Source organism: Raoultibacter phocaeensis, assembly GCF_901411515.1.
Classification (GTDB): Bacteria; Actinomycetota; Coriobacteriia; order Coriobacteriales; family Eggerthellaceae; genus Raoultibacter; species Raoultibacter phocaeensis.
The window spans coordinates 1,840,755-1,864,546 of sequence record NZ_CABDUX010000001.1; the positions used below are offsets into that span (position 1 = coordinate 1,840,755).

The window sequence follows — 23,792 nt, forward strand, 5'->3', positions numbered from 1 at the left end:
GTTTCATATACTGCAAGCATACGTAAGCCGTGCGAATCGGCGCGTTCTGCTTGCCCGGCTTGCATGTCCATGGACTCCAGGCAAACAGAACGTCCATACGAGAAAGGGTCCAAGCCATGACCGATGAAAACACCACCCCCGAGTCTCCCTCACCCCAGCCGCAACCTGCACCGCAGCCGCAGCCTCAACCGCAACCTGCGCCGCAGCCGCAGGCCGCACCCGAGCCCCCTCGACCGCAGCAGCCCCAGCCTCAGCCGATGTACGGCCAGCCCATGCCTCAGCCGATGTACGCACCGGCTCCGCTCATGCAGCTCACCGGCGGCATGAAGTTTGGGTGGCTCGTGATCGGCGCCCTCATGGGTATTCCGGGCATCGTGCTCGCATGGCTCGTGAATGCCGATAAAGTGCCGCAGGTTAAAAACGATGCGCTTAAGTTCGCCATCATCGGGTTCGTCATCTGGATCGTGCTCGGCATCATCTTGAGTCTTGCGATCACCGGCATGGTTACCGCCATCGTAGCGGGCGCCGTGGGCTCGATGGGCGGCGGCTACCATTACGGCAGCTCCTGGTAAGACGATACGCCGGCGGTTGTCGGACGCACGGAAGCGATGGGAACGGTTTTTGCGCATTGCGGTCGCCGAACGCGTGGAAGCGGCCGCTGTCCAGTCGAAGCGCCTCGCAATCGACGCTTCTCGCCATGTGTGCTCAGTCGGCTGCGCGCGGCGTTCAGCGCTTTCCGCCACGCGTACCCAGGCCGCCGCGCGCTGTACCGGCGAATGCATATGTAAATACCTTGTTGCGAGAAGGGCCTTGTCGAGGCCCTTCTCGTATGCGATGGTACAATGATCGAGTTTCCCGAATATATAAGGAGTAGCGCATAATGGCACGTCCCATGACTATGGCGGAGAAGATCTTAGCCGCCCATGCAGGACTCGATGAGGTCGAGCCCGGCCAACTCATCGAATGCGATCTCGATCTGGTATTGTCCAACGACGTTACCGCGCCGATCGCCATCCGCGAGTTCGAGAAGATCGGCACTGGCACCGTGTTCGACCCGACGAAGATCGCACTGGTTCCCGATCACTACGTTCCCAACAAGGACATCAAGAGCGCCGAGCAGGCGAAGATTGTCCGCGACTTCGCGCACGAGCAGGGCATTACGCACTATTACGAAGTCGGCTGCATGGGCGTGGAGCATGCGCTTCTGCCCGAGCAGGGCGTCGTGGGCGCGGGCGATCTCATCATCGGCGCCGACAGCCATACCTGCACCTACGGTGCGCTCGGCGCGTTTGCCACAGGCGTCGGCTCAACCGATGCGGGCGTGGGCTATGCGACCGGCAAGGCGTGGTTCAAAGTTCCCGAATCGATCCTGTTCAACATCGAGGGCGAACTTGCCCCCGGCGTTGTGGGCAAAGACGTTATCCTGCACATCATCGGTATGATCGGCGTGGACGGCGCGCTGTACCAAGCGATGGAGTTCGCCGGCAGCGCGATTGCGGGCATGTCGATGGAAGAGCGCATGTCCATCTCGAACATGGCCATCGAGGCGGGCGGCAAAGCCGGGCTCATCGAGGTCGACGATATCACGCGTGCCTACCTGGACGGCCGTACCGAGCGCCCCTATACCGAATACCATTCCGATGCAGACGCGGTGTACGCGAAGGTATACGACATCGACGCCGCCGACATCGTGCCGACGGTATCGTTTCCGCATCTGCCCTCCAACACAAAGCCTGCTTCCGAAGCGCGCGACATCCGCATAGACCAGGCTGTCATCGGCTCGTGCACCAACGGGCGCATCGAGGACATGCGCCAGGCTGCCGAGGTGTTTCGCGGACGCACCGTGCATCCGGATGTTCGCTGCATCGTCATTCCGGCAACCCAGCTCGTGTACCGCCAGTGCATGGAAGAGGGCCTTATGGAAATCTTCCTCGACGCCAACTGCGCGGTTTCCACGCCGACCTGCGGACCGTGTCTCGGCGGCTACATGGGTATCCTCGCCGCGGGCGAGCGCGCCATCGCCACGACGAACCGCAACTTCGTCGGACGTATGGGCGATCCGACGAGCGAGGTGTACCTCTCTTCGCCGGCTGTGGCCGCGGCGAGCGCCGTACTCGGCCACATCGGTTTGCCCGAAGATCTGGATTAAGGAGCAGCTCTATGAAATTCAAAGGAACCGCGCACCGCTACGGGCGCGATGTCGATACCGACGTCATCATTCCCGCGCGCTACCTGAACACTTCCGATCCCGCCGAGCTTGCGAAGCACTGCCTTGAGGATCTCGATAGCGAGTTCGTGAACAAGGTGCAACCCGGTGACATCATCGTGGCTGACGAGAACTTCGGCTGCGGATCGTCACGCGAGCATGCGCCGATCGCCATCAAGGCCGCCGGCGTCGATGTGGTCATCGCGAAGAGTTTCGCCCGCATCTTCTACCGCAACTCCATCAACACAGGCCTCGCCATCATGGAGTGCCCCGAGGCGGTTGATGCGATTGCCCTCGGCGATACGGTGAGCGTTGACGCCGATGCGGGCGTAATCGTGAACGAGACGACGGGCAAGACTTTCACGGCGCAGCCGTTTCCTCCGTTCATTAAAGAGATCATCGAGGCGGGCGGGCTCATCAACCGCACGAAGGCTAAGCTGGGCAACTGACCGTTCGAGAGCAGGGGTGCGGCGTGTGCGTTCGCGCCCTTTTCACGTGTACCAAGGAGCGACATCATGACGAAAACTTACAAGATATGCCTGCTTCCCGGCGATGGCATCGGACCTGAGATCATCACCGAAGGCGTGAAAGTGCTCGATGCGGTGGGGGCGAAGTTCGATGCATCGTTCGAGTACACCGAGGCGCTTCTGGGTGGCGTTGCCATCGACGAGACGGGCGAGGCTCTGCCGAAAGACACGCTGCGCGTGGCCGAAGCATCCGATGCCGTGTTGCTCGCCGCGGTGGGCGGCCCGAAATGGGATACCACCGACCCCGAGAAACCTCGCCCCGAACAGGGGCTTTTGGGAATCCGCAAAGCGCTTGGCCTGTACACCAACCTGCGTCCCGTTCAGATATTCACGGCGCTCGCCGATGCGTCGACGCTCAAGCCGGAAATCGTGGACGGCGTGGACATGATGATCGTGCGCGAGTTGACGGGTGGCCTGTACTTCGGGCGCCGCGAGCGCTTCTATGATGAAGAGGGTTGCGGCGCGCACGGCGCTGCCGGCCAGCGCGCCTACGATACGCTCGAATACCGCGAGTACGAAGTCGAGCGCATTGCACGCCAAGCCTTCGAAGCCGCACGCAAGCGCCGCAACAAAGTGACCAGCGTCGACAAGGCGAATGTGTTGGAGACGAGCCGTATGTGGCGCGAGATCGTGCACCGCATCGGTGCCGAGGAATACCCCGATGTGGAGCTTGAGGACCTGCTGGTGGATAACACGGCCATGCAGCTGATCAGCCGCCCGGTCGACTTCGACGTGGTGGTGACCGAGAACATGTTCGGCGATATCCTGTCCGACGAGGCAGCGCAGATCACGGGCTCCCTCGGCATGCTCGCAAGCGCGAGCCTGGGCGACGGAACGGCGCTGTATGAGCCGAGCCACGGCAGCGCTCCCGATATCGCGGGCAAGGGCATTGCGAACCCGCTTGCGCAGATACTCTCGGTCGAGATGATGCTGCGTTACAGCTTCGACATGCAGGATGCGGCCGATTCCATCCGCCGCGCGGTGACTGCCGTGCTCGACGAAGGCTGGCGCACGGGCGACATCGCCAATGCGAATACGCCTGCCGACAAGGTAGTCGGCACGGTTGCCATGGGCGATCTGGTGGTTTCGAAGCTGTAGGCTACTCCCATTGCCATACGAGCACCCGCACGGTATGCCCGGCGGGTGCTTTTTTATGGGCTCGCCCGTTCGAGCCGTTTGGCAAAATCGATCCATATGGATGTCGCTCGTGCGAGGATACTGTCGTGTTCCAGAACCATTAAGTCTGTGACCAGGCACAATCTATTCAGGTGTTCTTCCCGTGCAAAGAGAGCGTGCCGATCGTGTCGAACATCAATCCATATGGACGACAATCCGCCCGTAGCCCTTTCCCAAATATATGTTGACAACATATACGCCAAGGTATATGTTAGCGTCATATAGATGATACCGACAAAGCAGTGTTGCGGGTTGTCGGGCGCATGCGCCACCGTGCAAGCGCACGGCACCGCACAACAAACGCGACCGATGAGAAAGGTGACAGCATATGCCGATGGGCGATTGTTCGGATAACGAAAGCCGCAAGCCGTGCTGCCGCCGTCGGGGCGGGGGAGGCGGTGCGCTCGTTGAGCCGGCGGCGCTTGCTGCGCTTCTGTATGCGGGCGGATACGGCTACGACCTTCGCCGCACTATTCTCGAAATGAGCGACGGGCAGGTGGATGCCGATGTCGGCGGGCTGTACCGTACGCTTCGCAGAATGGAGGAAGAGGGGTCGGTGGTATCACGCTGGTGCGAAGAGGGCGCAGGTCCTCGCAGGCGCGAATACGAACTCACCGTGCAGGGTATCGAACTCGCCGAGCAATGGACCCGTGCGCTGCGCGAACGCGAGCGCTTGGACGGATTGCTCGCATCGATGGTGGAAAACGGGCTTGCCCATCTCAAGGAGACGAGATCAGACGGTCCGCATAACGATACGGGAGCTGCTCCCGGAAAGGAAGGATAGGATCATGAGCGAAACCATGAAGTTGGCGGTGCCTTCGATGGGCGAAGGCGGCCTCGACGCCGAGCGGTCCGGCCATTTCGGCCATTGCGACTGCTTCACGATCGTCGACATCGCAGATGGGGAGATCAAGGAAACGTCGATCCTCGCCAACCCGCCGCACGAAGAAGGCGGTTGCCTGCGTCCGGTCGGGCTTTTGGCCGAGCGGGGTGTGGATGCTATCGTTGCCGCCGGCATGGGCGGAAGGCCCCTCATGGGCTTCAACGACGCGGGCATCACCGTGTACTTCGAGAACGCGACGCCGAATGTCGGCGACGCGGCGAAGCTCGTTGCGCAGGGAACCGTTCCGATCATGGGCGTGGAGAACACCTGCCAGCATCACCACTAGGAACCGGGCTGGATTGCGTGCTCGATCGCGCGTGATCACGTGGAGTCGAGCGGATGCCGTACGCGTTCGGCCCCGCCTTTCTTCGATCTGCGCTATACTGTCTGCTTGAGCGACCCGCTTTGACGCGGGTCGCAGTTTTGCCTACGAGGATACGAAGGACGGCGAATGGAAGCGGAACCAGCCAAGCAGCCGCAGCATGATGCAGAAGCACTCGAAAGGGCGCTTGCCGTGGATGCCGAATCGTCGGCAACGGGCATCATGCGGCTTGTCGAAATCGCGGCCGCGTCCGATCAGCCGCTTGCGGTGAAAGCGTGCCCGCCGCCGGGCGTGGGCAGATCGGAATAGCTTTCGATTGTCCTCGCAACTCTGGTATCCTTGAACGTATCGGAAAGGCGGAAGCGATGGGCGATAACGGAAGCACGGACAACGGCATCTTCGAAGCAAGCAAAGCGAGCTTGCTTCTTGCGACGAGGCGCGAGCTTCCCGATGCCATGCCGCCGTGTGCCGGGTTCGTCCCGCAAAATCCTTACGGGTGGGTAAGCAACGCACTGCCCGCACCCGGTAAAGACGAGAAGTACATCGTGGAATTCCTTGGGAAGACCACCTACCGCATCATTGCTTACCTCGACAAGTACGCTCGCGTGTTCGCGACCGATCACCCGATCACCTGCCCGCCCGCAACGGCTCCGACTCTTTCGGTTGCTCGCTACGCCGACGAATCGACTGACTCGTGCGAGCGGGGATGCATCCAGGTGCTCGAGGCGGACGGATCCCAGCGGCTTGTTGCGGAGTACCGCTTCGAGCACGGTCGATACTCCATCGAAGGCTCGTGGTTCAACTTCGGATCTCACGCGCAGGGACTTCTCTATGAGGAATTCGTCACGCGCGCCTATCTTGCGTTCGTGTATCGGCCTGCGCTGTGCAACACGCAGCCGCCGCTCTACGGGATCGGCAACGTCGGTGCCGAGCTCGAGAAGGCTCGACCGCTTGACGCGTTCGAGCGGATCGGTGCTGCGGTTGCCGGGGCCGATGCCGATCCGGCGCTTACGGCACCCGGCCTTGAGCGATGCTTGGTGCGTTGGCTGGGCGAAGCGGGACTTGGCAGCGAACAGGCTGGAAGCTTGAAACGGCTAGCGAGTGGCGATCCGCTTCGCCTTGTGCGGACGAAGCGCTATGCCGACACCTACTATCTTGGCACGAACGACGAAGAGGCGGCAGCTTCGTATCGGCGCATGATATGGGCACTCGAAGGCGCACTCAACCGATTTCTACTCACGTCGGAATCGCTCGGCGACCGCGTCGACAGCGCGTTCGAGCACGAGGCTGCGCAGTGGGACTACTACCTCATCGAATCCATCGCAAAGCAGATGCCCTTTGCCGAAAACCCGGCCGACATCCAGGGCGAAACAGCCGGGGAATGGGCTGTGCGCAAAGGGATTGCCAGCGCGGTAGAGCGGTTGCGCCTTCCGTTTCGGTTAACGGCCGACTTTCGGGTGAATGCGAAGGGCGGTATCGCAGCGTTTGACGCCGTCGTCCCGTCCGCATCGATCATGCCGCATACGCGCTGGCCTGAAGGTGCGCCCACGTGGTCCGAGGTGCCGTTGGTCGAGCGCGAGGCTCAGGCCGGTCGCTATGCAATGCGCCTCGCCATCATGCTCGCTGCTATCGCGTTTTCTCAGAGCAAGGCGATCGAGCGTGTTGTCGTTGCTGCGCGGCCCGTTTCAGACCGATCCGAAACCGTCGAGGGCTCAAGTGAGTTTCCGCAGGAAGACGAGCTGCCCCGTATGGTTTCGGTTGAGTTCGAGCGATCGGCTTTCTGCGCGAACGGCGCGTACCGTCAAGCCGCAGAGGGCGATCCGGCGTGGTTTTTCACCTGGTTCAACGCTTTGATCGGGAGGGCTGACATCCCTTCTCCGCTCGAAGACGGGCGCTTGGCGGCTCCCGAGCGCGCGCTCATGCCCGAACTGTCGGATGATGCCGTACCTGCGTTCGCGCACGCCGCACTCGGTGCGAAGAGCGTGTCCGACCTTGCGGTCAACTACAACGCGAAACGGCGCCACATCGCCGAGCAGATGGCCGATGACATAGCTCAGGCGGCGACCACAACCGAACGCGTCCGCATCGTATCGGCGGTTAAGGATAAAACGCCCGATCTTGATGTGCAGGATGCGTGCACGAGGCTCATGGTGGCGCTCACGGCCGACGAGATCGATCCCGGTGATCAGAACGCCATCGTGAACAGGTTCCTCGGCGAAGATGAGCTCATGACCGCCCTTGCCGCAGCGCGTTCGGCCGCAGAGCGGGGAGACGGGGCCGAGGCGGTTTCGCTGCTTGCGCAGGCGATTGGACAAGCCGAGCTTTCCGGCAGGTTCGCCGATACGGCCGAGACCGCGTTTCGCTGCTTCGATTCGTACGCATCGCGCGTAGTGTACAACCGCGCGCGCCAGGCGGGCGGTGGGGCTCCCGGTGCGAGCAGCGTGCCCGCTTTCGCACACGATGCCGGCCGTACGGTCGAGCTTGCTCCCGATTCCCTCTACTTCTGCTGCCTCGAAGCGGTGAAGCTGCTCGAGCATTCGTTCGACCGCACCGAGGAGGCGCTCGGTTACGGCAAGCGCTGCATTGAACTCGCTCCAGTAAGCGGGCCGGGGTACCTGCAGACGGCGCGCGCCTACATGCTCGTCGGCGACATGGACAACACGATCGCCACCATCAACCGCTATCTCGAAGTCGCACTGCTTCCCAACGAGATCGCGATGGGATACTATCAGCTCGCGTATGCGCAATGGAAAGCGGGGCGGCTACAGGCGGGCGTTGCGGGATACTTGAAGTCGATGACCACCTCGCCTCTGGTGTACGATCAGGCGCGCCTCGAACTCGAAGAGCTCTTGAACGAGCCTGAGGCAAATCTCATACCTGCCGACGAGATCGACGGAGTGCTCGAAGAAAACGGCGTCGTCGTCGCTCCCGCGGAAGCGTTGTTCGAACAGCTGCTCGAGGCGTCCGAGGCTGCAGTGGACGCGGGCTTGTTCGTCGTCGCGCGCAGCGTGCTCGCCGCATACTGCCAGCATCGTCCCGACGATGCCCTTGTTAACGTACTTCGCTCGTTGGGCGATTAATAGAGAAAGGACCACCATGGCACTGCAAGCTCCTGAAGGAACGCGAGACCTCTTACCCGACGAGTCGAGGTTCTGGAGCCATTTCAAGCAGACGGCGGCCGACGTGTTCGGACGCTACGGCTACCTGCCCATCGAGACGCCGATGTTCGAGCAGACCGAGTTGTTCGTACGCGGCATCGGCGAGGCGACCGACGTGGTGTCCAAGGAGATGTTCCAGGCGATATCGGGCGAGAACATGAAGAAACTGCTGGCAGGCGAAAGCATCAAAAGCAAGAGCCGCCTTTCCCTGCGCCCGGAGGGAACGGCGGGCGTTGTGCGTGCAGTGGTGCAGCACGATCTCGTGCCCCAGGGTGCGCCGCCGGTGAAGCTCATGTACGCAGGTCCGATGTTTCGCGCCGAGCGTCCGCAGAAGGGGCGCTACCGCCAGTTCAACCAGATCGGCGTGGAGTGCCTCGGCGCCGAAGACCCTACCACCGATGCCGAAGTCATCATCATGCTCATGCGGTTTTTCACAGCGATCGGTATTCCCGAAACCTCGATGCGCCTGCTGGTGAACTCCATGGGGTGCGATGAGTGCCGTCCCATCTACCGCGAACGGGTGCGAACGTACATGGAAGAGCATGCAAGCGAGCTCTGCGACGAGTGCATGCGCCGTGCCGAAATCAATCCGCTGCGTGCCTTCGACTGCAAGAACCCGTCATGTTCGGCGGTCATGGACGCAGCACCGAAGATCACCGACTACCTGTGTGACGAGTGCAAAGAGCACTACGCTGCCGTGAAATCGCTCCTCGACGGCGCAGGCATCGAGTACACGCAAGACACGCGGCTCGTGCGCGGCCTCGACTACTACACGAGAACGGTGTTCGAAGTGCAGGTGATCGACGGACTCGGTTCGCAGAACGCCATCGGCGGCGGCGGGCGCTACGATAAGCTCGCCGAAGAAGTCGGGGGCAGAGCGACTTCGGGCCTCGGGTTCGCGCTCGGCTACGAGCGCTGCCTACTCGCGCTTCAGGCTGCGGGATTCGAGCTTCCTTCGGCCGGTCGCTGCGACCTGTTCATCGCCTGCGTCGACGATTCGATGCGCGCCGCTGCATTCGGGCTTTTGCAGATGGCGCGCGATGCAGGGCTTGTATGCGAGATGGACCATCAGGGCCGAAGCCTCAAAAGTCAGTTCAAGCTTGCTGATAAGCTGGGCGCCTTGCGTGTTGCCATCCTCGGTCCCGACGAGCTTGCAGCGGGCAAGCTAAAGATCCGCGACATGGCCACGCGCCGCGAAGCGCTCGTCGACCTCGAAGCGGCGAAAAAGCTCCTCGCACACTTCAGCGGGCTGCCCTTTGGCGGCAAGGTGCCGAAGATAGAGGATGTGTTTCCGATGGGGGATGAGGAATAGCCGACGACTCGGCCGTGCGGAAGGGCTTGCTTGTCAACCGCCTTACAGGAAAATCGATACAGGTGTATTGGAAAGAGCCCGAGACTGGGCTCTTTCCAAGGGCAATGCTCTAGAGATTCCGAGTTACCCGAGATACGCTCCGACCGACTTGCCGCACTCGCGGCCGAGCGTGATGGCCATACCTAAGCTGCAGCCGGGGATGGGGGTTATGTACTCATAGCCGAAGCGGCGCCCGCAATCGTTGCCCGAAACGTAGAGGCCACTGATAGGCTCGAAGTTCTCATCGAGCGCGTTCTGGTCGCCGTCGGTGATGATGCCGCCGCACGTGACCATCGTCTCGCCGAGTACCGGATCGAACGTGCAGGCGTAAAACGGAGGCTCCTTAACGGGGAAGAGCACCGCCGCGTCGCGACCGAATTCCTGATCGGCTCCTGCTTCGCAATAGGCGTTGTAGTTGGCGATCGTTTCGACGAAATTCGTTGCCGCTTCGCCGGTTAGGCCAAGCTGGCCAGCCAAGCCCTCGAGTGTGTCGTCGGCGATAAACTCGACTGCGGTCATGGGGCCGCCGCCTCCTGGTCCGCCTTCGCCCTCTTCTTTCTCGGGCTCTTCGTAGATTCCCTTGAAAATCGCATACGCCTTGTCAAGCGACTCCTGGAGCGATGCGATGTTTTCCTCGGTTGCCGTGAACCCGGCATGCTGCGGAATGGTGTACTGGCGGTACTCGGGGAAATTGGCATCGCATACGGCGAACTTGGTCTTGCGGCTTTTGTACACGGTGGCAAGGCCGCGCTGCTCGGAGGTGGCATAGTATTCGTTGCAGAAGCGCTTGCCGTTCTCGTCGATCCAGACTGATTGCGGCAGGCAGTTCATCTTGCCGGGAAGCGAAAGGCCCTTCATGTTCATGCCGGGGATGGGGCAGGTTTCGAGGTGCGCGCCCGCCCAGTAAGCCATCTGCACGCCGCGGCCGTCGTTGGCCGACATGGAGGTGAGCTGCTCATCGCCGACGAGCGCATGGTACATATCGGGCATGAGGTCGGCCATCATCTCGGGGTTGCCGCCGAAACCACCGCAGGCGATGACCACGGCTTTGGCGTTGAGCTTCAGGTTGCCGTCGGCGTTTTTGGCGGCGAGGCCCGCAACGTTGCCGTCGTCCATGATGACGTAGAGGGCTTCGGTGCCGAAGAGGAATTCGGCACCCTTTTCCTGCGCGACGGCTCGGTTGTATTCGTGTATCTTGGTCTGGTTGCAGTCGCCGTAGAAGCTACAGACGCTTGGCCAGAACTTGATGGGTCCGATGTTGTCGAGCTGGTGTTCGGTCTTGGGAAAGAAAGCCGTCGTCATGGTGGCGAAGTCCTCTTCGGAAAGCTCCGAAAGATACCAGTCGGAGTTCTCGCCCGAGTGCTGGGCGAACTTCATGACAAGCTCCTGGTTGGGGTAGTTACCGGTGACGGTCATCCAGTTCTGGAAGAATTCCACGGGGTCGATCTCGGGAACGCCGCGTTCTTTGAGGATCGAGGCGTTGAGCGCCGCAAACTCGTTGCCCACGGCGGCGTAGGTGTCTTCGGGCTGCTTTTCGACGAGGATCACCTTGTAGCCTTCTTCGGCGAGCTCGCGGCATGCGGTGATGCCGGCAAACCCGTGGCCGCATACGACTACGTCGCAGTCGTACTCTTTGGCGAAGTCGGTGATTTCCGCAGGCGGAGTCTTCCAGCTTGACTCCGCAGCTGCCGGCCCCTGCTCGGCTTGGGCGGTCCCGCTTGCGCTCGATGCAGGCGAGCAGCCCGCGAGTCCGGCTCCTGCGGCGACGGCGGCCGTCGCACCGAGGCCGAGAAACGCACGCCGCGAGATTCCTGATTTCATGATGGTCATGATTCCTCCCTTGTCTCCTTGGTTTTGGTCTATCTGCGCTCGCCTTCGAGATCTGCTTCCGAGCTTCGTCGGGCGCGAGCGCTCCGAGTGCACTCTACGATGCGCCACGATGCTCGAAAATCGCTGCGATGGGGGAATCTTTGAAAACGAGGTCGCCCGAAACCGCGATGGCGGCGGGAAGCACCCTCGCGGTTTTGGGGTAGTTGCAGCAAAGCGGCAGGTAGGTAGGTGCCATTGGGGTATACTGTGAGCGGAAACGGCCGAGTGCGACGGAGGTGAAGGTTTGCGCTTTTCGCAGGAGTTCAAGCTCGAAACGTTGGCGTTCATTGCGTTTTTCGCAACGCTGCCGCTCTATTCGCCCAACCTCGTCCTGTTTTCGGAATACGGTGCCGCTGAGACTCTCATGCCGCCGTTCGTGAATACGATGATGGTGGTCGCTGCTGTAGCGGGGGCGGTTTCGGCGTGGTTCGCTTTTCGCCGCAATGCTTCGCTGTTTGCAACCCCGCAGCTTGTCATCGCCGCTTCCGTTCTCTATATCGGCGGGTTCGCCCTGTTCGTCGCAGGGCTCGGACTTGAGGGGTTCGGTTCCGAAGGCTTGATGATTGCCGCAGGGGCAGCGGTTGCCTGCGGCATGGTTCCCCTCTGCATCGCCTGGGGAACCTACCTCGCCCTGTTCGACTTGCGCCAGGCGCTGTTTTATCTGACCATCATGGTGGGTGCGGCTTCGCTCATCGCGCTCATGCTCTCGTCGGTTGCCATCGAACCGGGGCTGGTCGCGTTCGGGCTGCTCGTGCTGATCGGCGTGGCGCTTCCCTGCGCAAAGTCGATAGGGGGGAAGCTCGATTGCGGCGATGTCGCCGTTTCGGGCCGTGGCGGCGACCGGGAGCTCGGCTACCTCGTCGGCGATACGTCGGCATTGCCGACCGGTACGAAAACCGGTACTCGCGAGATGCTTTCCAACGTGCGCAGGATGGCTTCGGTTGCCGCATTGCCGTTCATCGGCCTGCTCGTGTTCGCGTTCGTGATGGGCGTGCGCAAGTTCATGGTGTTCGACGCGTTCTACGTCGAGACGCTCGGCGGCATCGTGGCGGCGGTCGTGGTGCTTCCCTTGAGCCTTCTCAAGATCGACCGTCCGCTCATGTCGTTCGTGTATCAGGTGTTTCTTCCCGTATGCGCCATCGTGCTCGTCGTCCTCAACGCCTTTCCCTTCGGAACGACCGCTCAGTGGCTCGCGGCGACGCTCTCGTATGTGTTTTACGGCATCATCGGCATTCTTGCGCTATCGAGCCTGTGTGCAATGGCGCATGCCCGTGAATTCTCGCCGCCCTTCATCTACGGGTTAACGGTCGCGTGTTTCATGGTTGCTTCGTTTCTCGGCATATCGTTCGGGTCGGTTTCCGTACTGTCTGAAAACGCGGGGCCTATCCTGCTTGTCATCAGCACGATGTATTTCGGATTCGTCGTGCTGGCTCCCTTACTCTCGTCGTGGAGGCGAGAGGGCGCATCCGAGCGGGGGGTGCATAGGGACGGAGGCGGTGAGGCGCAAAGCGAGCTCTCGCAGCGCATCGAGGCCGCCGCCGTGCGCTTCGAGCTTTCGCCGAGGGAGGCTGAAACGCTTTCGTACCTCGGCCGCGGGCACGGCATCGTGTTCATCGCCAAGACGCTCGTCATCTCCGAAAGCACGGTGCGCACTCACGTGAAGAGCATCTACCGCAAGCTCGACGTCTCTTCGCGCGAGGAGCTGCTCGAGATGATCGATCGGGGGTAAGGGGCTTCGCCGTTTCGTCCGGATGAGGTTGGCATACCTTGCTCTACGCTTTGCATGCATGTAGAATGCACGCAAAGAGCATGATCGAGAAAGGACGCGCTATGCCGGCATTGCAGGTACGCGATTTTCCGGAAAAGCTATACGAAGAACTCAAGGTGTACGCTGATCGCCACCATCGCAGTATCGCTCAGCAGACGATTGTCGCGGTGGAAGAAATGCTCGAGCGTCACAATGCGTCGTATTTCTGGGATGGGAGGCAGTTGCATCGTCCCGCATGCCCGAGCGCTCTTAGTTTTGATACCGAAGCACAGCGTGCCGAGCGCATCGAGAAGCGCAAAGCGTTGTTTGATGAGATCGATGCGTTGCAGTGGCATGGGCCTGAGCCGACCGCGGATGAAATCGTTGCGCTCGTGCGCGAAGGCCGGCGAGAGCGCGATCGCCAGATAAGCGATGCTCTCGGTTTGCCGCACGACGAAGAGGTGTGAAATGATCGTCCTCGACTGCAACGCCGCCATCAACATGCTCGCCAAGACTCCTGAGGGAAAGGGACTTGTGGCGTTGCTGCTCGAGGGTGAAGCCGTCGTTGCACCTGCTTTCTTGTGCGCAGAGGTTACGCATGTGCTGGAAAAGCGGGTTCGGGGCGGCTACGCGAGTAAGGGGGAGGCGCAAGCCATGGGTCGCATGTGCCTTGCCCTTGTCGATGAGTTCGTTCCCGATGCCGATTTGTGGGAAGAGGCCTTGACGGAATCGCTTCGCTTGAAGCATTCGTCGTACGATCTGTTCTATTTCGTCCTCGCCCGGCGTAAAGGGGCTACCTTGTTTACACTCGATCGCAGATTGCAGGAGCTCTGCCTGGATAACGGGGTAGACTGCGTGTTCTCTGACACGAAGTTCTAGCAGGTGCGATTGTATTCGTTTTCCATGAAAAGATGCTCTCGGGGGTTGGTTTGTACCCATTCCCAAGTACGGTATCTTTTTTTTCGCAGCCGAATAGCGCTGCTTGATATCCTCGCACTGTCCGTTTAGGGGGACAGACGGGCGAGTGCAGTCTGCTACTCTTTTCACCAACGGCGTTTCGGGCATCGACGTAAGTGAGGATGAAGATGGAAGAAATGACAGATGAAGAGATGACAAGAGAAGAAATGCAGAGGTTTCTCAACCTGTGGCATTGCGAGGGGCATTCCGAGCTGAAGGCTTATAGGGACCTCATGGAAATCATCGGCATAGCATTTCCTGGAAGGCCCCAAGGCGACGAGGAAGATGTGGACGATGCTGACGAAAATGCAAAGTAAGGTTGGCTTGTTCCGCCGACACCAAAGCGACTTGCCGCAGAAAACTACGTGCGTTCGGATTGGACCAACTTGGCATAGTCTTGCCTTTGATGAAACAGATGCGCTATCACGACGACATCGTCTTCGATGTAGTAGAGAAATAGGTACTTCCCCACAAGGGCGCAACGGTATCCAAGCTGTGCGAGCTCAGGCATGCGGGACAGCCCGTACTCCACGGTTTCCGAGCAGATGAGATCCAGCTGCAACTCGTACTCGTCCAGGAAGGCTTTCGCGGCATCTTTGTTGTATCCAGCCAGATAGGCGACTATCTGGCTCAGCTCGCGATCGGCGCTTTCAAGAATACGAGGCCTATATGCCATAGTGCGCTCTCAGCGAGGCGATAGAATCCTCGGCACTCGTATGGGAGCCCGCTGCCCGTTCTCGCTCGGCTACCAGCATGCGCTCCATAATGCGGTTTTTCGCCTGGAGTTCCCGTATCTCGTCGTAGTCGCTGCTGCGAATGACAACGAACTGATCGTAGCCGTTCTTCGTGACAATGACGGGCCCGGGCGATGTCTCCACAAGCTCGGCGAACGCTGCTGTGTCTCGTATGTCCTTGATCGGTATGCAGGTTGGCATGTTGTCTCCTTCTGATTGGACATAATTATAGCATCATTATGCGCATTCTTAAAGGCTATCGAGCCAGCCTGGGTTGTCCTGACCTCTGCGCCTTTGCTCTTCAAGGCGAAGTTCTAGCAGGTGCGATTGCATTCGTTTTCCATGAAAAGATGCTCTCGGGGGTTGGTTTGTTCTCGCTAGCTTGTACAATGACTAGGTTTGAGTGACATATCGCTGCTGTCGGAGCTTGGTGCTTCGCGTGGCGAATACAGATAGCAACGCTGAGGAGCAAGAACAGATGACGGACTTTATGAACGAGTACTGCATGCACACCGCCACGTGCGGCGAGCTGCGAGCTGAGGATGTGGGCCGCGAGGTCGTGCTGACCGGCTGGGCATGGCACAACCGCGACCACGGCGGGCTGATCTTCATCGACCTGCGCGATCGTGCAGGTTACACGCAGGTGGTCGTCGACCCCGATTGCGTGAGTGCCGATGACTTTGCCAAAGCCGAGCACTTGGGACGCGAATACGTGCTCAAGATTACGGGTACGGTGCGTGATCGCGGAGCCGAAGCGGTAAACCCGAATATGGCCACCGGCGATATCGAGGTGCTCGCCAACTCCGTCGAAGTGCTCAACACGAGCGTGACGCCGCCGTTCTCCATCGAAGACGGCATCGAAACCGATGAGACCACGCGCATGAAGTGGCGCTATCTCGACCTGCGCCGCCCCGAGATGTATCAAGCCATGCACCTGCGCCATACGGTTGCCCAAGCCATGCGCACGGCTTTGAACGAGCGCGGTTTCCTCGAGGTCGAAACGCCCATCCTCGCCAACTCCACGCCCGAGGGCGCGCGCGACTACATCGTGCCATCGCGTCCGAACCCGGGCCGGTTTTACGCGCTTCCGCAGAGTCCCCAGCAGTTTAAGCAGATGCTCATGGTGGGCGGCATCGAGCGCTATTACCAGATCGCACGGTGCTTCCGCGACGAGGATCTGCGTGCCGATCGTCAGCCCGAGTTCACGCAGGTCGATATCGAGATGAGCTTTGTCGAAGAAGACGATGTCTTGCAGCTCATGGAAGATGTTATGGCCGAAGTGCTTTCCGCTGTCGGCGTCGAGCACGAATTCCCGCTTGAGCGTATGCCCTACGCCGAGGCGATGGACCGCTTCGGGAACGACCGTCCCGACACGCGCTTCGGTATGGAACTGGTGAACGTGACCGACATCGTGAAGGATTCGGGCTTCAAGGTGTTCTCGAGCGTGGCTCAATCGGGCGGCATCGTGAAGGCCATCAACGCGAAGGGCGCGGGCGATTGGAGCCGCGGCGAGGTCGAGAAGCTCGCCGACATCGCTGCCGAGAACGGCGCGAAGGGTATGGCCTGGATCGCGTTCACCTCGGACGGCAATGAGAAGAGCCCCATCATCAAGTTTTTCTCCGACGAAGAATTCGCGGCGCTCAAAGAGGCGCTCGCCGTTGAGCCGGGCGACCTCGTACTGTTCGCGGCCGACAAGCCCGAGGTGGCGAACGCCGTGCTTTCCGCGCTGCGCCTGCATATGGCCGATGCGCTCGACGTGCCGCGCGAGGGCCACAAGCTTCTGTGGGTCGTGAATTTCCCGATGTTCCGCTACGATGAGGATGAGAAGAAGTACGCGGCCGAGCACCATCCGTTCACGCAGGTGCGTGTGGAGGATGTCGACAAGATCGAAGACGCGCCGCTCGAGTGTGGCAGCTATTCTTACGACCTTATCATGGACGGATTCGAAGCGGGTGGCGGCACCATCCGTATCCACAACGCCGAGATGCAGCGCCGCGTGTTGCGCAGGCTCGGGCTCACCGACGAGGAGATCGACGAGAAGTTCGGCCACCTCATCCACGCGCTCGAACTCGGCGCGCCTCCGCATGGCGGCATCGCGCTCGGCCTCGACCGCGTGGTCATGCTGCTCGGGCACAAGAAATCGATCCGCGACGTCATCGCGTTCCCGAAGACGTCGAGCGCCTCCGATCCGATGACCGGATCCCCGAGCTCCGTGACGGCGCGTCAGCTCAAAGAAGTGAACCTGCGCACGCTGTAAAAGGTTCGCGTTCTGCAAAACCTACGACGGGTCGCATCGATGAGGTGCGGCCCGTTTTGGTTCGGGATATTTTTGCGGGAGCCTTCGACAAGCCGTTTGCTTCCGCATACCGCATCCGGGGTAGTATTCGGCACTATCCGTGAAAAAATATAATCGATTCGAATAGATTTAACCGTTCGTGCTTGCGATCGAGCCCCTTGCCCCTCATGATGTGAGTAAGATAAGCAAGCCGTTGGTGCCGTCCGGGTTTCTGTCCCAAGAGAGAAACGAGAGCCGCATGAAAATCGTCGCCGATTCATCGGTTATGTTCGATATCGAACAAGGAAGGGCGCGAGGAATCGAGATCCTTCCCCTTGCGGTTTCGATCGGGGGAGAGACGTGGGCCGAGTACGAGCAGATCAGCGCCGCTGAGTTTCTCGCTCGCGTGCGCGAAGGCGCTTTGCCCCAGAGCTCGTCGCCCTCGCCGTCGGCGACGCTTTCCGCCTACGACACCGAGGAAGAGATCGTGCACCTTGCCATGGCCGATGGACTGTCGGGTGCATACGAGGTTGCGCACGGTCTCGTCAAACAGGCGAAGCATCCCAAGCGGGTACAGGTGGTCAACTCGAAAACCCTCTGCGTACCCCATAGGGCGCTTGCGCTCAGTGCGGTCGAACTCGCCAAGCAGTGCAAGAGTGCGAAGGAGGTCGTCGAGTGCCTGATGCCGATGATCGAGAGCGCGCATTCGTATCTTATCCCCGAGGATTTCGACTATCTGCGCCGCGGTGGACGCCTGACACCGCTTGCTGCGAAGTTCGCCCATCTTCTCAAAGTGGTGCCGGTGATGATGCAGACCGATGACGGTACAAGGCTTGAGCGCTTGACGGTGGCGAGAAGCTTCAGAAAGGCGATGGATGCGATAGCGGCCGACCTGACGAAACGTGAGATAACTGACGCGTATTACCTGGGGATAAGCCATGCCGACAACCTCGAACAGGCGCAGATGGCGCAAAGAATCCTACTCGAAGCGTTTCCTGGATGCAAAAGCGGCATCTTCGAACTCGGTCCCGCTTTTATTACGCAGGGCGGCCCGGAGTGCATTGCTGTCCAGGTCATCGACCTTTCTTCGAGTCCGGAAATCTCGCTTTGTAACGCGTAGTCCTTGCCGATCGTATGGCGAAGGCCCCCGACTCTGAACTTACACAGATTCGGGGGCCTTTTTGTATCTTGTTGGGTTCGCGCTGCTAGAGGCTGTCGACGTACTTTACCAGATCGCCGACGGTGGAAAGGCCCTCGGGCTCGCCGAAGTCGATCTCGCATTTCTCCTCGAGATCGCAGATCAGCTCCACCATGTCGAGCGAATCCACGCCGAGCGAGTCGAACGTCGAATCCTCGTTTACCTGATCGGGTGCTATGTCGAGATTCTCCTGCAGGATGTCTTTGACGGTATCGATGGTTTCCATTGCGTAGTACCTCCTCATCTTCGATACCGTCCATTGTACTAGAGCGGACACGGTCGCGAGTCGTGAACGATTCGGGGATTCGCCGTCCAGCATGCAACAAACATTTTCGCAGGCGCATAGTTCGTCGGATAAACGGCATGATACGTATGCCGCAAAGCATGCATCTCGCCGACGTGACGAATCCCCTTTTGGCCCGTGTGCTACCATGGGCCAAAACTGCGTTTGCATCGAAAGGAACGAATCATGGCGATCGAGAGGGTCAAAGAGTATTTTCGGGAGCGGGGCATCGAGGGTAGAATCCGAGAATACGACACCTCGAGCGCAACCGTCGAACTTGCAGCCCAAGCTGCGGGATGCGAACCCGCCCGCATCGCGAAAACGCTTTCGTTTCATGGGGATGGCGAGGTTGTGCTCGTCGTCGCTGCGGGCGATGCGCGCATCGATAACCAGAAGTACAAGGCGCGGTTCGGCTGCAAGGCCAAGATGCTCGCATTTGAAGAGGTCGAACCAGCGATAGGCCATGCGGTCGGCGGCGTGTGCCCGTTCGCCGTCAATGAAGGCGTGTCCGTGTATTTGGATGAATCGCTTCGCCGTTTCGAGACGGTGTTTCCCGCCTGCGGAAGCGACAACAGCGCCATCGAGCTCTCGATTCCCGAGCTCGAAGACCTGTCGCGTGCGTGCGGATGGGTGAATGTCTGCAAGCTTCGGGAAGCATAGGGTGCACTATGGCCGATAACGTGGTTTTCTCTGTCGTTCGCCATGGGCAGACGCTCTTTAACGAGCTGCAAAAGGTCCAAGGATGGTGCGATTCGCCGCTGACCGAGCAGGGGATCGCCGATGCGCAGGCGCTCGGACAGAGGCTTGCGGACACCAGGTTTACCGCTGCGTATTCGAGCGACAGCGGCAGAGCTGTGGCAACGCTTCGCGAAGTGCTCGACCTGAACCCGCACGCGCCGAGCGCTCAATCTGATTGGCGGCTTCGCGAGTGGTGCTACGGCGATCTCGAAGGAGGTCCGGGGTCGGAACTCCATGATGCGCTTGTTCAGGGATTCGGTGCCGATCTGCCGATGGCGAGGCTCAATGCCATGATGCCTGAAATAGCCGATGTGCTCGCCGATCGTGATCGTTCGGGAAGATCCGAGCGGTTCGACGCGATCGAGCGCCGCATCACCTCGTTTTTCGAGGAAAAGGGAGCCGAAGCGTACGCAGCGGGTGGCGGAAGGGTCCTCGTGGTCACGCATGCGTTCGTCGTGAAAACGCTCGTGTATCTGTTCGCTTCCGATCGGGTGAACGAGAAGCCCAAGATTGAAAACGCGAGCGTGACCGAGCTGGTCTACGATGGCAGCGGATTTGCGATCGGCGGAATCGGCCTTGTTGGGGTATCATCTTCTTGAAGAAACGCAAGGAGGCTGCATGGTCAGATCGGGTATCCGATCGTATTTCGGCATCGTCAAGCAACAGGTACGCGAATCGCCCGCGTCGTGGCTCGCGTTCGCGACGCTGCTTGCCTGGATGTTCGGGTTGTATTGGAGCGATCTGTTCGTGGGCCGCTCGGCTACGGTACATCTCGATTTCATCCAACTGAGGGCGTTGTGGCTCGCCGTAGAAGCGACGACGCTCCTCGTTTCGTTTTTCCTTATGCGGGTTTTCGGCGTGCGCGTGTTCGCCGTCGCCCTCGGGGCGGGAGCGCTTCTGTTCGCGGGCACGGTAGTGGTGCTGTTCGCCCCTGCCGAAGCTTCCGCCGATGGGCTGAGAATCGGGGGCGTGGCGCTTACGGGCATCGGAAGCGCGCTGCTGCTTTCGCTGCAAGGAGTCGAGTTTGCGCGAAGGGGCCCGAAGCCGCTGCTCGTCAACGTGGCGCTTGCTTTGGCGGTTGCTTCGCTCCTCGATTCGGTGCTGCTGTTTCTGCCCGACGATTTCCAGGCGATGGCCGTCTCGCTTTTGCCTGCGCTGTGCATCGTGCTGCTTGTCGTGTCGTTGCGCGGTCGGGCTTCAAGTGGCGGACCCGAGCGAGATGGCGCTTCCGCTCCCGTCTTGGCCTGGGAGGCGGTGGCGTATGGGGCAAATGACCCTGCCGATGGGCCGGCGTCTGAGAAAAGGGCCGCCGCGATCCGCGTTGTCGTCTTGCCGCTTGTCGTGGGGCTTGCTTACGGGCTCATGCAGCGATTGACGGGTGACGCGTATACGGCGGGGCCGACCGAAGTGAATGCTGCCACCATCGCATCGTTTTTCCTGTCGGCGGTGTTCATCGCGCTTGCGGCGCTCTTCTTCGATTCGCGCAAGCTCATCAAGCTCGTGTGCTTTGCTGCCATCCCCACCATTGGCATCGCATTCGTGATGCTACCGTTGTTCGAGAACGCCCGCGAGGCTGCTCAGGCAATCTGCATCATCGGCTTCAACAGCTTCTATTTTATGGTCTGGGCGCTGTGGGCAGGGGAGGGCGGGGGAATCGCCCTCGCAAAACGATTCGTGCTCGGCTTGTTCGTGCTCGTCGGGGCCGAATCGCTCGGCTCGGTGATCGGGCTTCGGGTGGTATCGGCGGCAGGCGATTCGTCTTCGGCGCTCGCGGTCGTTTCCCTCGTTGTCGTATACCTGCTGCTAATGGCCGGTATTTTCTCTTTCGATCGGTCCGGGGCTGCTGTGGGCGCAGCATCTCGGAAGCGCGCTTCGACCGAGCTCCGCGACGCTTCGCGATCCGAAGACCGTTCGTATGATGAGTGGGCTTCACGCTACCGGCTTTCGGCGCGCGAAACCGAAGTGTTCGAGCTGCTCGCGCGAGGGCGCAATCGAGTGTACATCTCGAAGGAGCTCTACATTTCCGACAACACGACGAGGACGCACATGAAGAACATCTACCGCAAGCTTGGCGTGCATTCCCAGCAGGAGCTGATCGATCTGCTCGAAGGGAAAATATTGGGGGAGGCCCCCGAGTAAAGCGCGTCCGTATGCGCTTTACCGGAAGAGCTCTGTTACCTTCGGCACGACGTAATGGCTGCCGCCACGATCCTTCACATCTTCGACCATCGACACCACAAGAAGCTGGTTGGGGTCGTTTGCATCGGCGGTGAACAGGGCGAACCAGCCGAGTTCGGTGCCGCTTGTATCATCGACCGTCTGCTTGATCTCGGCGGTGCCCGTTTTGCCGCCGAGTACACGGCCGGAAACCTTCGCTTCAGTTGCGCTCCCGCTTTCGATGACCTGTACCAGATCGTCGCGTATGGTTCGCGCGGTTTCGGTGCTGAACGCACCTTCCTTCCATGCGGTCGGCTCAGTGTCTTTGAGCAGATACGGTTGGGGAATGGTTCCGTCGCCTGCAAACGATGCGTAGATCGCGGCCAGGTGCACAGGGTTGACGAGAATCTGCCCTTGCCCGAAACCGCTGTCGGCAAGTTGGATCTCGGAATCGAAGCCTCCCGAATCGGAGATACTCGACGAATACAAGCCGTACTCGAAGGGGATGGTTTCGTCGAATCCGGCATCCTTGAGTTCTTGTGCGAACGGTTCTGCCCCGATAGCCAGTGCAAGTTTCGCGAAGAAGATGTTATCGGAGAACTTGAGCGCGTTTTCCACGTTGGCGGCTCCGCTATACTCCATCGTAGTGGTGACGAAGTAATCGCCCCAGCTCGCGTCCTTCTGCCACGACAAACCGCTTTGCCCTAAGTCATCCGTTGCCGAGACCGCGTTGGTGTCAAGCCCGATGGCGGCGGTGAGCGGCTTCATCGTAGAACCGGGGCAGAGCGTCGCTTGGAACCGATTGTAGAGCGGCTGCGCAGCGTCCTCGTTCAGCGACGTCCACTTCTCGTTCGACATGCCCGTTACAAAATCGTTCGCGTTGTAGGTCGGTGTGCTGACGAGGGCCAGTACTTCGCCGGTTACGGGGTTCATGGCCACCGAACAGCTTTTGTCCTCCGCAAACTGGTCGTAGAGTTCAGATTGAACGTTCGCATCGATCGTGAGCGTGATGTCCTTGCCGTCGGCCTTGTCTCTTTTCGTCACGGTCGATGAAGTGCCGTTGTTTTCGTTGACGATAACGATTTCGATGCCGTCGGTGGCCTTGAGCTCGCTTTCGAAAGCCTTCTCGAGGCCGGCTTTGCCGATCACGCTCGTTTCGGTGTAGCCTTCTTCCCGATGAGCCTCGAGCTCTTCGGCGCTAATGTTCTGCACGTAGCTGGTCAGATGCGACGCTTTTTCGGCGAGGGGGTAGGCGCGTACGTTCGTCTGCCCGATCTGGATGCCGGGGATCTCAAGCAGACTGTCTATGAGTTCGGCCTCGTCTTGGGAAAGCACTTTGAGGGGAACGAACGTATCGTCTCGCACCCACGAGGCGGAAAGCTTGTCGTGAATGGTTTCCGCCGTCGTGCCGAGCAGCTCGGCTGTCCGCGCGATGTCGTCTTCGTTGTACGCCGCGCTGTCTTCGGCGGTCTCGTCGGCCTTTCTCATCGCGCCGGGAACGAAGCCCGCCGTGTCGGCTGTGCCTGGCCCTGCGAGCAGCTGGCCGTTGCGATCGAGGATCGTGCCCCGCTCGGCGGCGATCGTGTTGACCCGCACCTTACTGTCCCACGTCAGCTCGGGCAGGATCATGTCAGGAGTCCAATCGAGGAAGTATCCCGCGTCTTCGTCGAGCGCAAACACCGCCTTGCCGCCGAACGAGACGGTGCCCGCAACGGTATCCATGTCGATCGTGTAGGCAACGACTTTGCCCTCTATCCCGGCGGAACGGAGAGCACTTTCCGAAGGGCCTTCGAGGTCGGTCGTCTCGCCGACGGTTGCCTTGAAGCCGGTCGCGCCGATGCCCGCGTAGATGTTCTCATGCCGGGTGACAAAATCGTCGCGTGAAATCTTGATCTGCGCCTGCTTGTCGAGGTAGGGGTACAGCTCGTCGTAGTGCTCTTCGTTCACGAGCGAGAAGTACGTTTCCAAAAGCTCGTCGGGTGGGGTGGGGGCGTTCGCTCTGGAAAGGAAGAAGAAGAGCGCACCGCCTGCCAAGGCGAGCATCAGCGCCGCCGCCAGTGCGATCGGCACGGCACGGCTCGGACGGCGCTTCTTCGGGGCCTGATGGCGCGGCGTTGCAGGAACGTAGCCTGAGTTCGCCTGAGGCCTCTGGCGTGCCTGCGGGGTCGGGGATTGGCCGGTACGGGAGCCTGCAGTGCGTCGTGGTGCCAT

23 protein-coding genes are annotated in these 23,792 nt (G+C 60.3%); 17 read left to right on the forward strand and 6 right to left on the reverse strand.

Going from position 1 to position 23,792, the window contains the following annotated elements; genetic code table 11:
• The first annotated feature begins 116 nt into the window (after window positions 1–116).
• From FJE54_RS07365 to hisS, 9 genes are all read left to right on the forward strand, one after another.
• Window positions 117–572 carry a spore coat protein SP96 gene (locus FJE54_RS07365; RefSeq protein WP_139652038.1) on the forward strand — a complete coding sequence of 152 codons (456 nt, stop codon included), beginning with the start codon at window positions 117–119 and terminating at the stop codon, window positions 570–572.
• 308 nt (window positions 573–880) lie between these two features.
• On the forward strand, window positions 881–2,149 hold the full coding sequence (gene leuC / locus FJE54_RS07370; RefSeq protein ID WP_139652039.1) for a 3-isopropylmalate dehydratase large subunit: 1,269 nt from the start codon (window positions 881–883) through the stop codon (window positions 2,147–2,149).
• 11 nt (window positions 2,150–2,160) lie between these two features.
• Window positions 2,161–2,655 (forward strand): 3-isopropylmalate dehydratase small subunit, encoded by a 495-nt coding sequence (gene leuD, locus FJE54_RS07375; protein ID WP_139652040.1) that lies wholly within the window; start codon window positions 2,161–2,163, stop codon window positions 2,653–2,655.
• Between the two features lie 66 nt (window positions 2,656–2,721).
• Window positions 2,722–3,831: a 3-isopropylmalate dehydrogenase gene (gene leuB, locus FJE54_RS07380; RefSeq protein WP_139652041.1), complete on the forward strand. Its 1,110-nt coding sequence runs from the start codon at window positions 2,722–2,724 to the stop codon at window positions 3,829–3,831.
• A 412-nt stretch (window positions 3,832–4,243) separates the two neighbouring features.
• Window positions 4,244–4,693 (forward strand): PadR family transcriptional regulator, encoded by a 450-nt coding sequence (locus tag FJE54_RS07385; protein ID WP_255467267.1) that lies wholly within the window; start codon window positions 4,244–4,246, stop codon window positions 4,691–4,693.
• 4 nt (window positions 4,694–4,697) lie between these two features.
• Window positions 4,698–5,078 (forward strand): NifB/NifX family molybdenum-iron cluster-binding protein, encoded by a 381-nt coding sequence (locus FJE54_RS07390; protein WP_139652043.1) that lies wholly within the window; start codon window positions 4,698–4,700, stop codon window positions 5,076–5,078.
• Window positions 5,079–5,243: 165 nt separating this feature from the next.
• A complete protein-coding gene (locus FJE54_RS07395) occupies window positions 5,244–5,423 on the forward strand; it encodes a hypothetical protein (RefSeq protein ID WP_139652044.1) in 180 nt (59 codons plus the stop codon).
• A 56-nt stretch (window positions 5,424–5,479) separates the two neighbouring features.
• On the forward strand, window positions 5,480–8,194 hold the full coding sequence (locus FJE54_RS07400; RefSeq protein WP_139652045.1) for a hypothetical protein: 2,715 nt from the start codon (window positions 5,480–5,482) through the stop codon (window positions 8,192–8,194).
• A 16-nt stretch (window positions 8,195–8,210) separates the two neighbouring features.
• Window positions 8,211–9,584, forward strand: a complete 1,374-nt coding sequence (hisS, locus tag FJE54_RS07405) for a histidine--tRNA ligase (protein ID WP_139652046.1) — start codon at window positions 8,211–8,213, stop codon at window positions 9,582–9,584.
• Between the two features lie 123 nt (window positions 9,585–9,707).
• Here the strand turns inward: hisS and FJE54_RS07410 are convergent, their stop codons facing one another.
• Entirely contained in the window at window positions 9,708–11,444 is a 1,737-nt protein-coding gene (locus FJE54_RS07410) for an FAD-dependent oxidoreductase (protein WP_139652260.1), read from the reverse strand.
• Between the two features lie 292 nt (window positions 11,445–11,736).
• On the opposite strand from FJE54_RS07410, the gene FJE54_RS07415 reads away from it, so the two are divergent.
• A complete protein-coding gene (locus FJE54_RS07415; protein WP_139652047.1) occupies window positions 11,737–13,221 on the forward strand; it encodes a response regulator transcription factor in 1,485 nt (494 codons plus the stop codon).
• A 137-nt stretch (window positions 13,222–13,358) separates the two neighbouring features.
• On the opposite strand, the gene FJE54_RS16010 is transcribed toward FJE54_RS07415, so the two are convergent.
• Window positions 13,359–13,742, reverse strand: a complete 384-nt coding sequence (locus tag FJE54_RS16010) for a hypothetical protein (protein WP_180326625.1) — start codon at window positions 13,740–13,742, stop codon at window positions 13,359–13,361.
• On the opposite strand from FJE54_RS16010, the gene FJE54_RS07425 reads away from it, so the two are divergent.
• Both FJE54_RS07425 and FJE54_RS07430 read left to right on the forward strand, forming a co-directional pair.
• Window positions 13,708–14,118, forward strand: a complete 411-nt coding sequence (locus tag FJE54_RS07425) for a type II toxin-antitoxin system VapC family toxin (protein ID WP_139652049.1) — start codon at window positions 13,708–13,710, stop codon at window positions 14,116–14,118. The two genes, FJE54_RS16010 and FJE54_RS07425, sit on opposite strands and share 35 nt — an antisense overlap.
• A gap of 206 nt (window positions 14,119–14,324) precedes the next feature.
• A complete protein-coding gene (locus FJE54_RS07430; protein ID WP_139652050.1) occupies window positions 14,325–14,513 on the forward strand; it encodes a hypothetical protein in 189 nt (62 codons plus the stop codon).
• A gap of 44 nt (window positions 14,514–14,557) precedes the next feature.
• On the opposite strand, the gene FJE54_RS07435 is transcribed toward FJE54_RS07430, so the two are convergent.
• Window positions 14,558–14,872 (reverse strand): type II toxin-antitoxin system RelE/ParE family toxin, encoded by a 315-nt coding sequence (locus FJE54_RS07435; protein WP_139652051.1) that lies wholly within the window; start codon window positions 14,870–14,872, stop codon window positions 14,558–14,560.
• Entirely contained in the window at window positions 14,862–15,131 is a 270-nt protein-coding gene (locus FJE54_RS07440) for a type II toxin-antitoxin system prevent-host-death family antitoxin (RefSeq protein ID WP_139652052.1), read from the reverse strand. The genes FJE54_RS07435 and FJE54_RS07440 overlap by 11 nt, the downstream gene beginning before the upstream one ends.
• Before the next feature lie 277 nt (window positions 15,132–15,408).
• On the opposite strand from FJE54_RS07440, the gene aspS reads away from it, so the two are divergent.
• Together aspS and FJE54_RS07450 are read left to right on the forward strand one after the other, a co-directional pair.
• Window positions 15,409–17,187: an aspartate--tRNA ligase gene (gene aspS / locus FJE54_RS07445; RefSeq protein ID WP_139652053.1), complete on the forward strand. Its 1,779-nt coding sequence runs from the start codon at window positions 15,409–15,411 to the stop codon at window positions 17,185–17,187.
• A 277-nt stretch (window positions 17,188–17,464) separates the two neighbouring features.
• Window positions 17,465–18,325, forward strand: a complete 861-nt coding sequence (locus FJE54_RS07450; RefSeq protein WP_139652054.1) for a DegV family protein — start codon at window positions 17,465–17,467, stop codon at window positions 18,323–18,325.
• 85 nt (window positions 18,326–18,410) lie between these two features.
• On the opposite strand, the gene FJE54_RS07455 is transcribed toward FJE54_RS07450, so the two are convergent.
• Window positions 18,411–18,629, reverse strand: a complete 219-nt coding sequence (locus FJE54_RS07455) for an acyl carrier protein (RefSeq protein WP_139652055.1) — start codon at window positions 18,627–18,629, stop codon at window positions 18,411–18,413.
• 243 nt (window positions 18,630–18,872) lie between these two features.
• On the opposite strand from FJE54_RS07455, the gene FJE54_RS07460 reads away from it, so the two are divergent.
• From FJE54_RS07460 to FJE54_RS07470, 3 genes are read left to right on the forward strand one after another with little or no spacing between them, the layout of a single operon-like run.
• A complete protein-coding gene (locus FJE54_RS07460) occupies window positions 18,873–19,346 on the forward strand; it encodes a YbaK/EbsC family protein (RefSeq protein ID WP_139652056.1) in 474 nt (157 codons plus the stop codon).
• A gap of 8 nt (window positions 19,347–19,354) precedes the next feature.
• Entirely contained in the window at window positions 19,355–20,023 is a 669-nt protein-coding gene (locus FJE54_RS07465) for a histidine phosphatase family protein (RefSeq protein ID WP_139652057.1), read from the forward strand.
• Window positions 20,024–20,042: 19 nt separating this feature from the next.
• Window positions 20,043–21,563: a response regulator transcription factor gene (locus FJE54_RS07470; protein ID WP_180326626.1), complete on the forward strand. Its 1,521-nt coding sequence runs from the start codon at window positions 20,043–20,045 to the stop codon at window positions 21,561–21,563.
• An 18-nt stretch (window positions 21,564–21,581) separates the two neighbouring features.
• Here FJE54_RS07470 and FJE54_RS07475 read toward each other — a convergent pair whose 3' ends face one another.
• The gene (locus FJE54_RS07475) at window positions 21,582–23,792 is read right to left on the reverse strand and encodes a penicillin-binding transpeptidase domain-containing protein (protein WP_139652059.1); all 2,211 of its coding nucleotides are present in this window, start codon (window positions 23,790–23,792) and stop codon (window positions 21,582–21,584) included.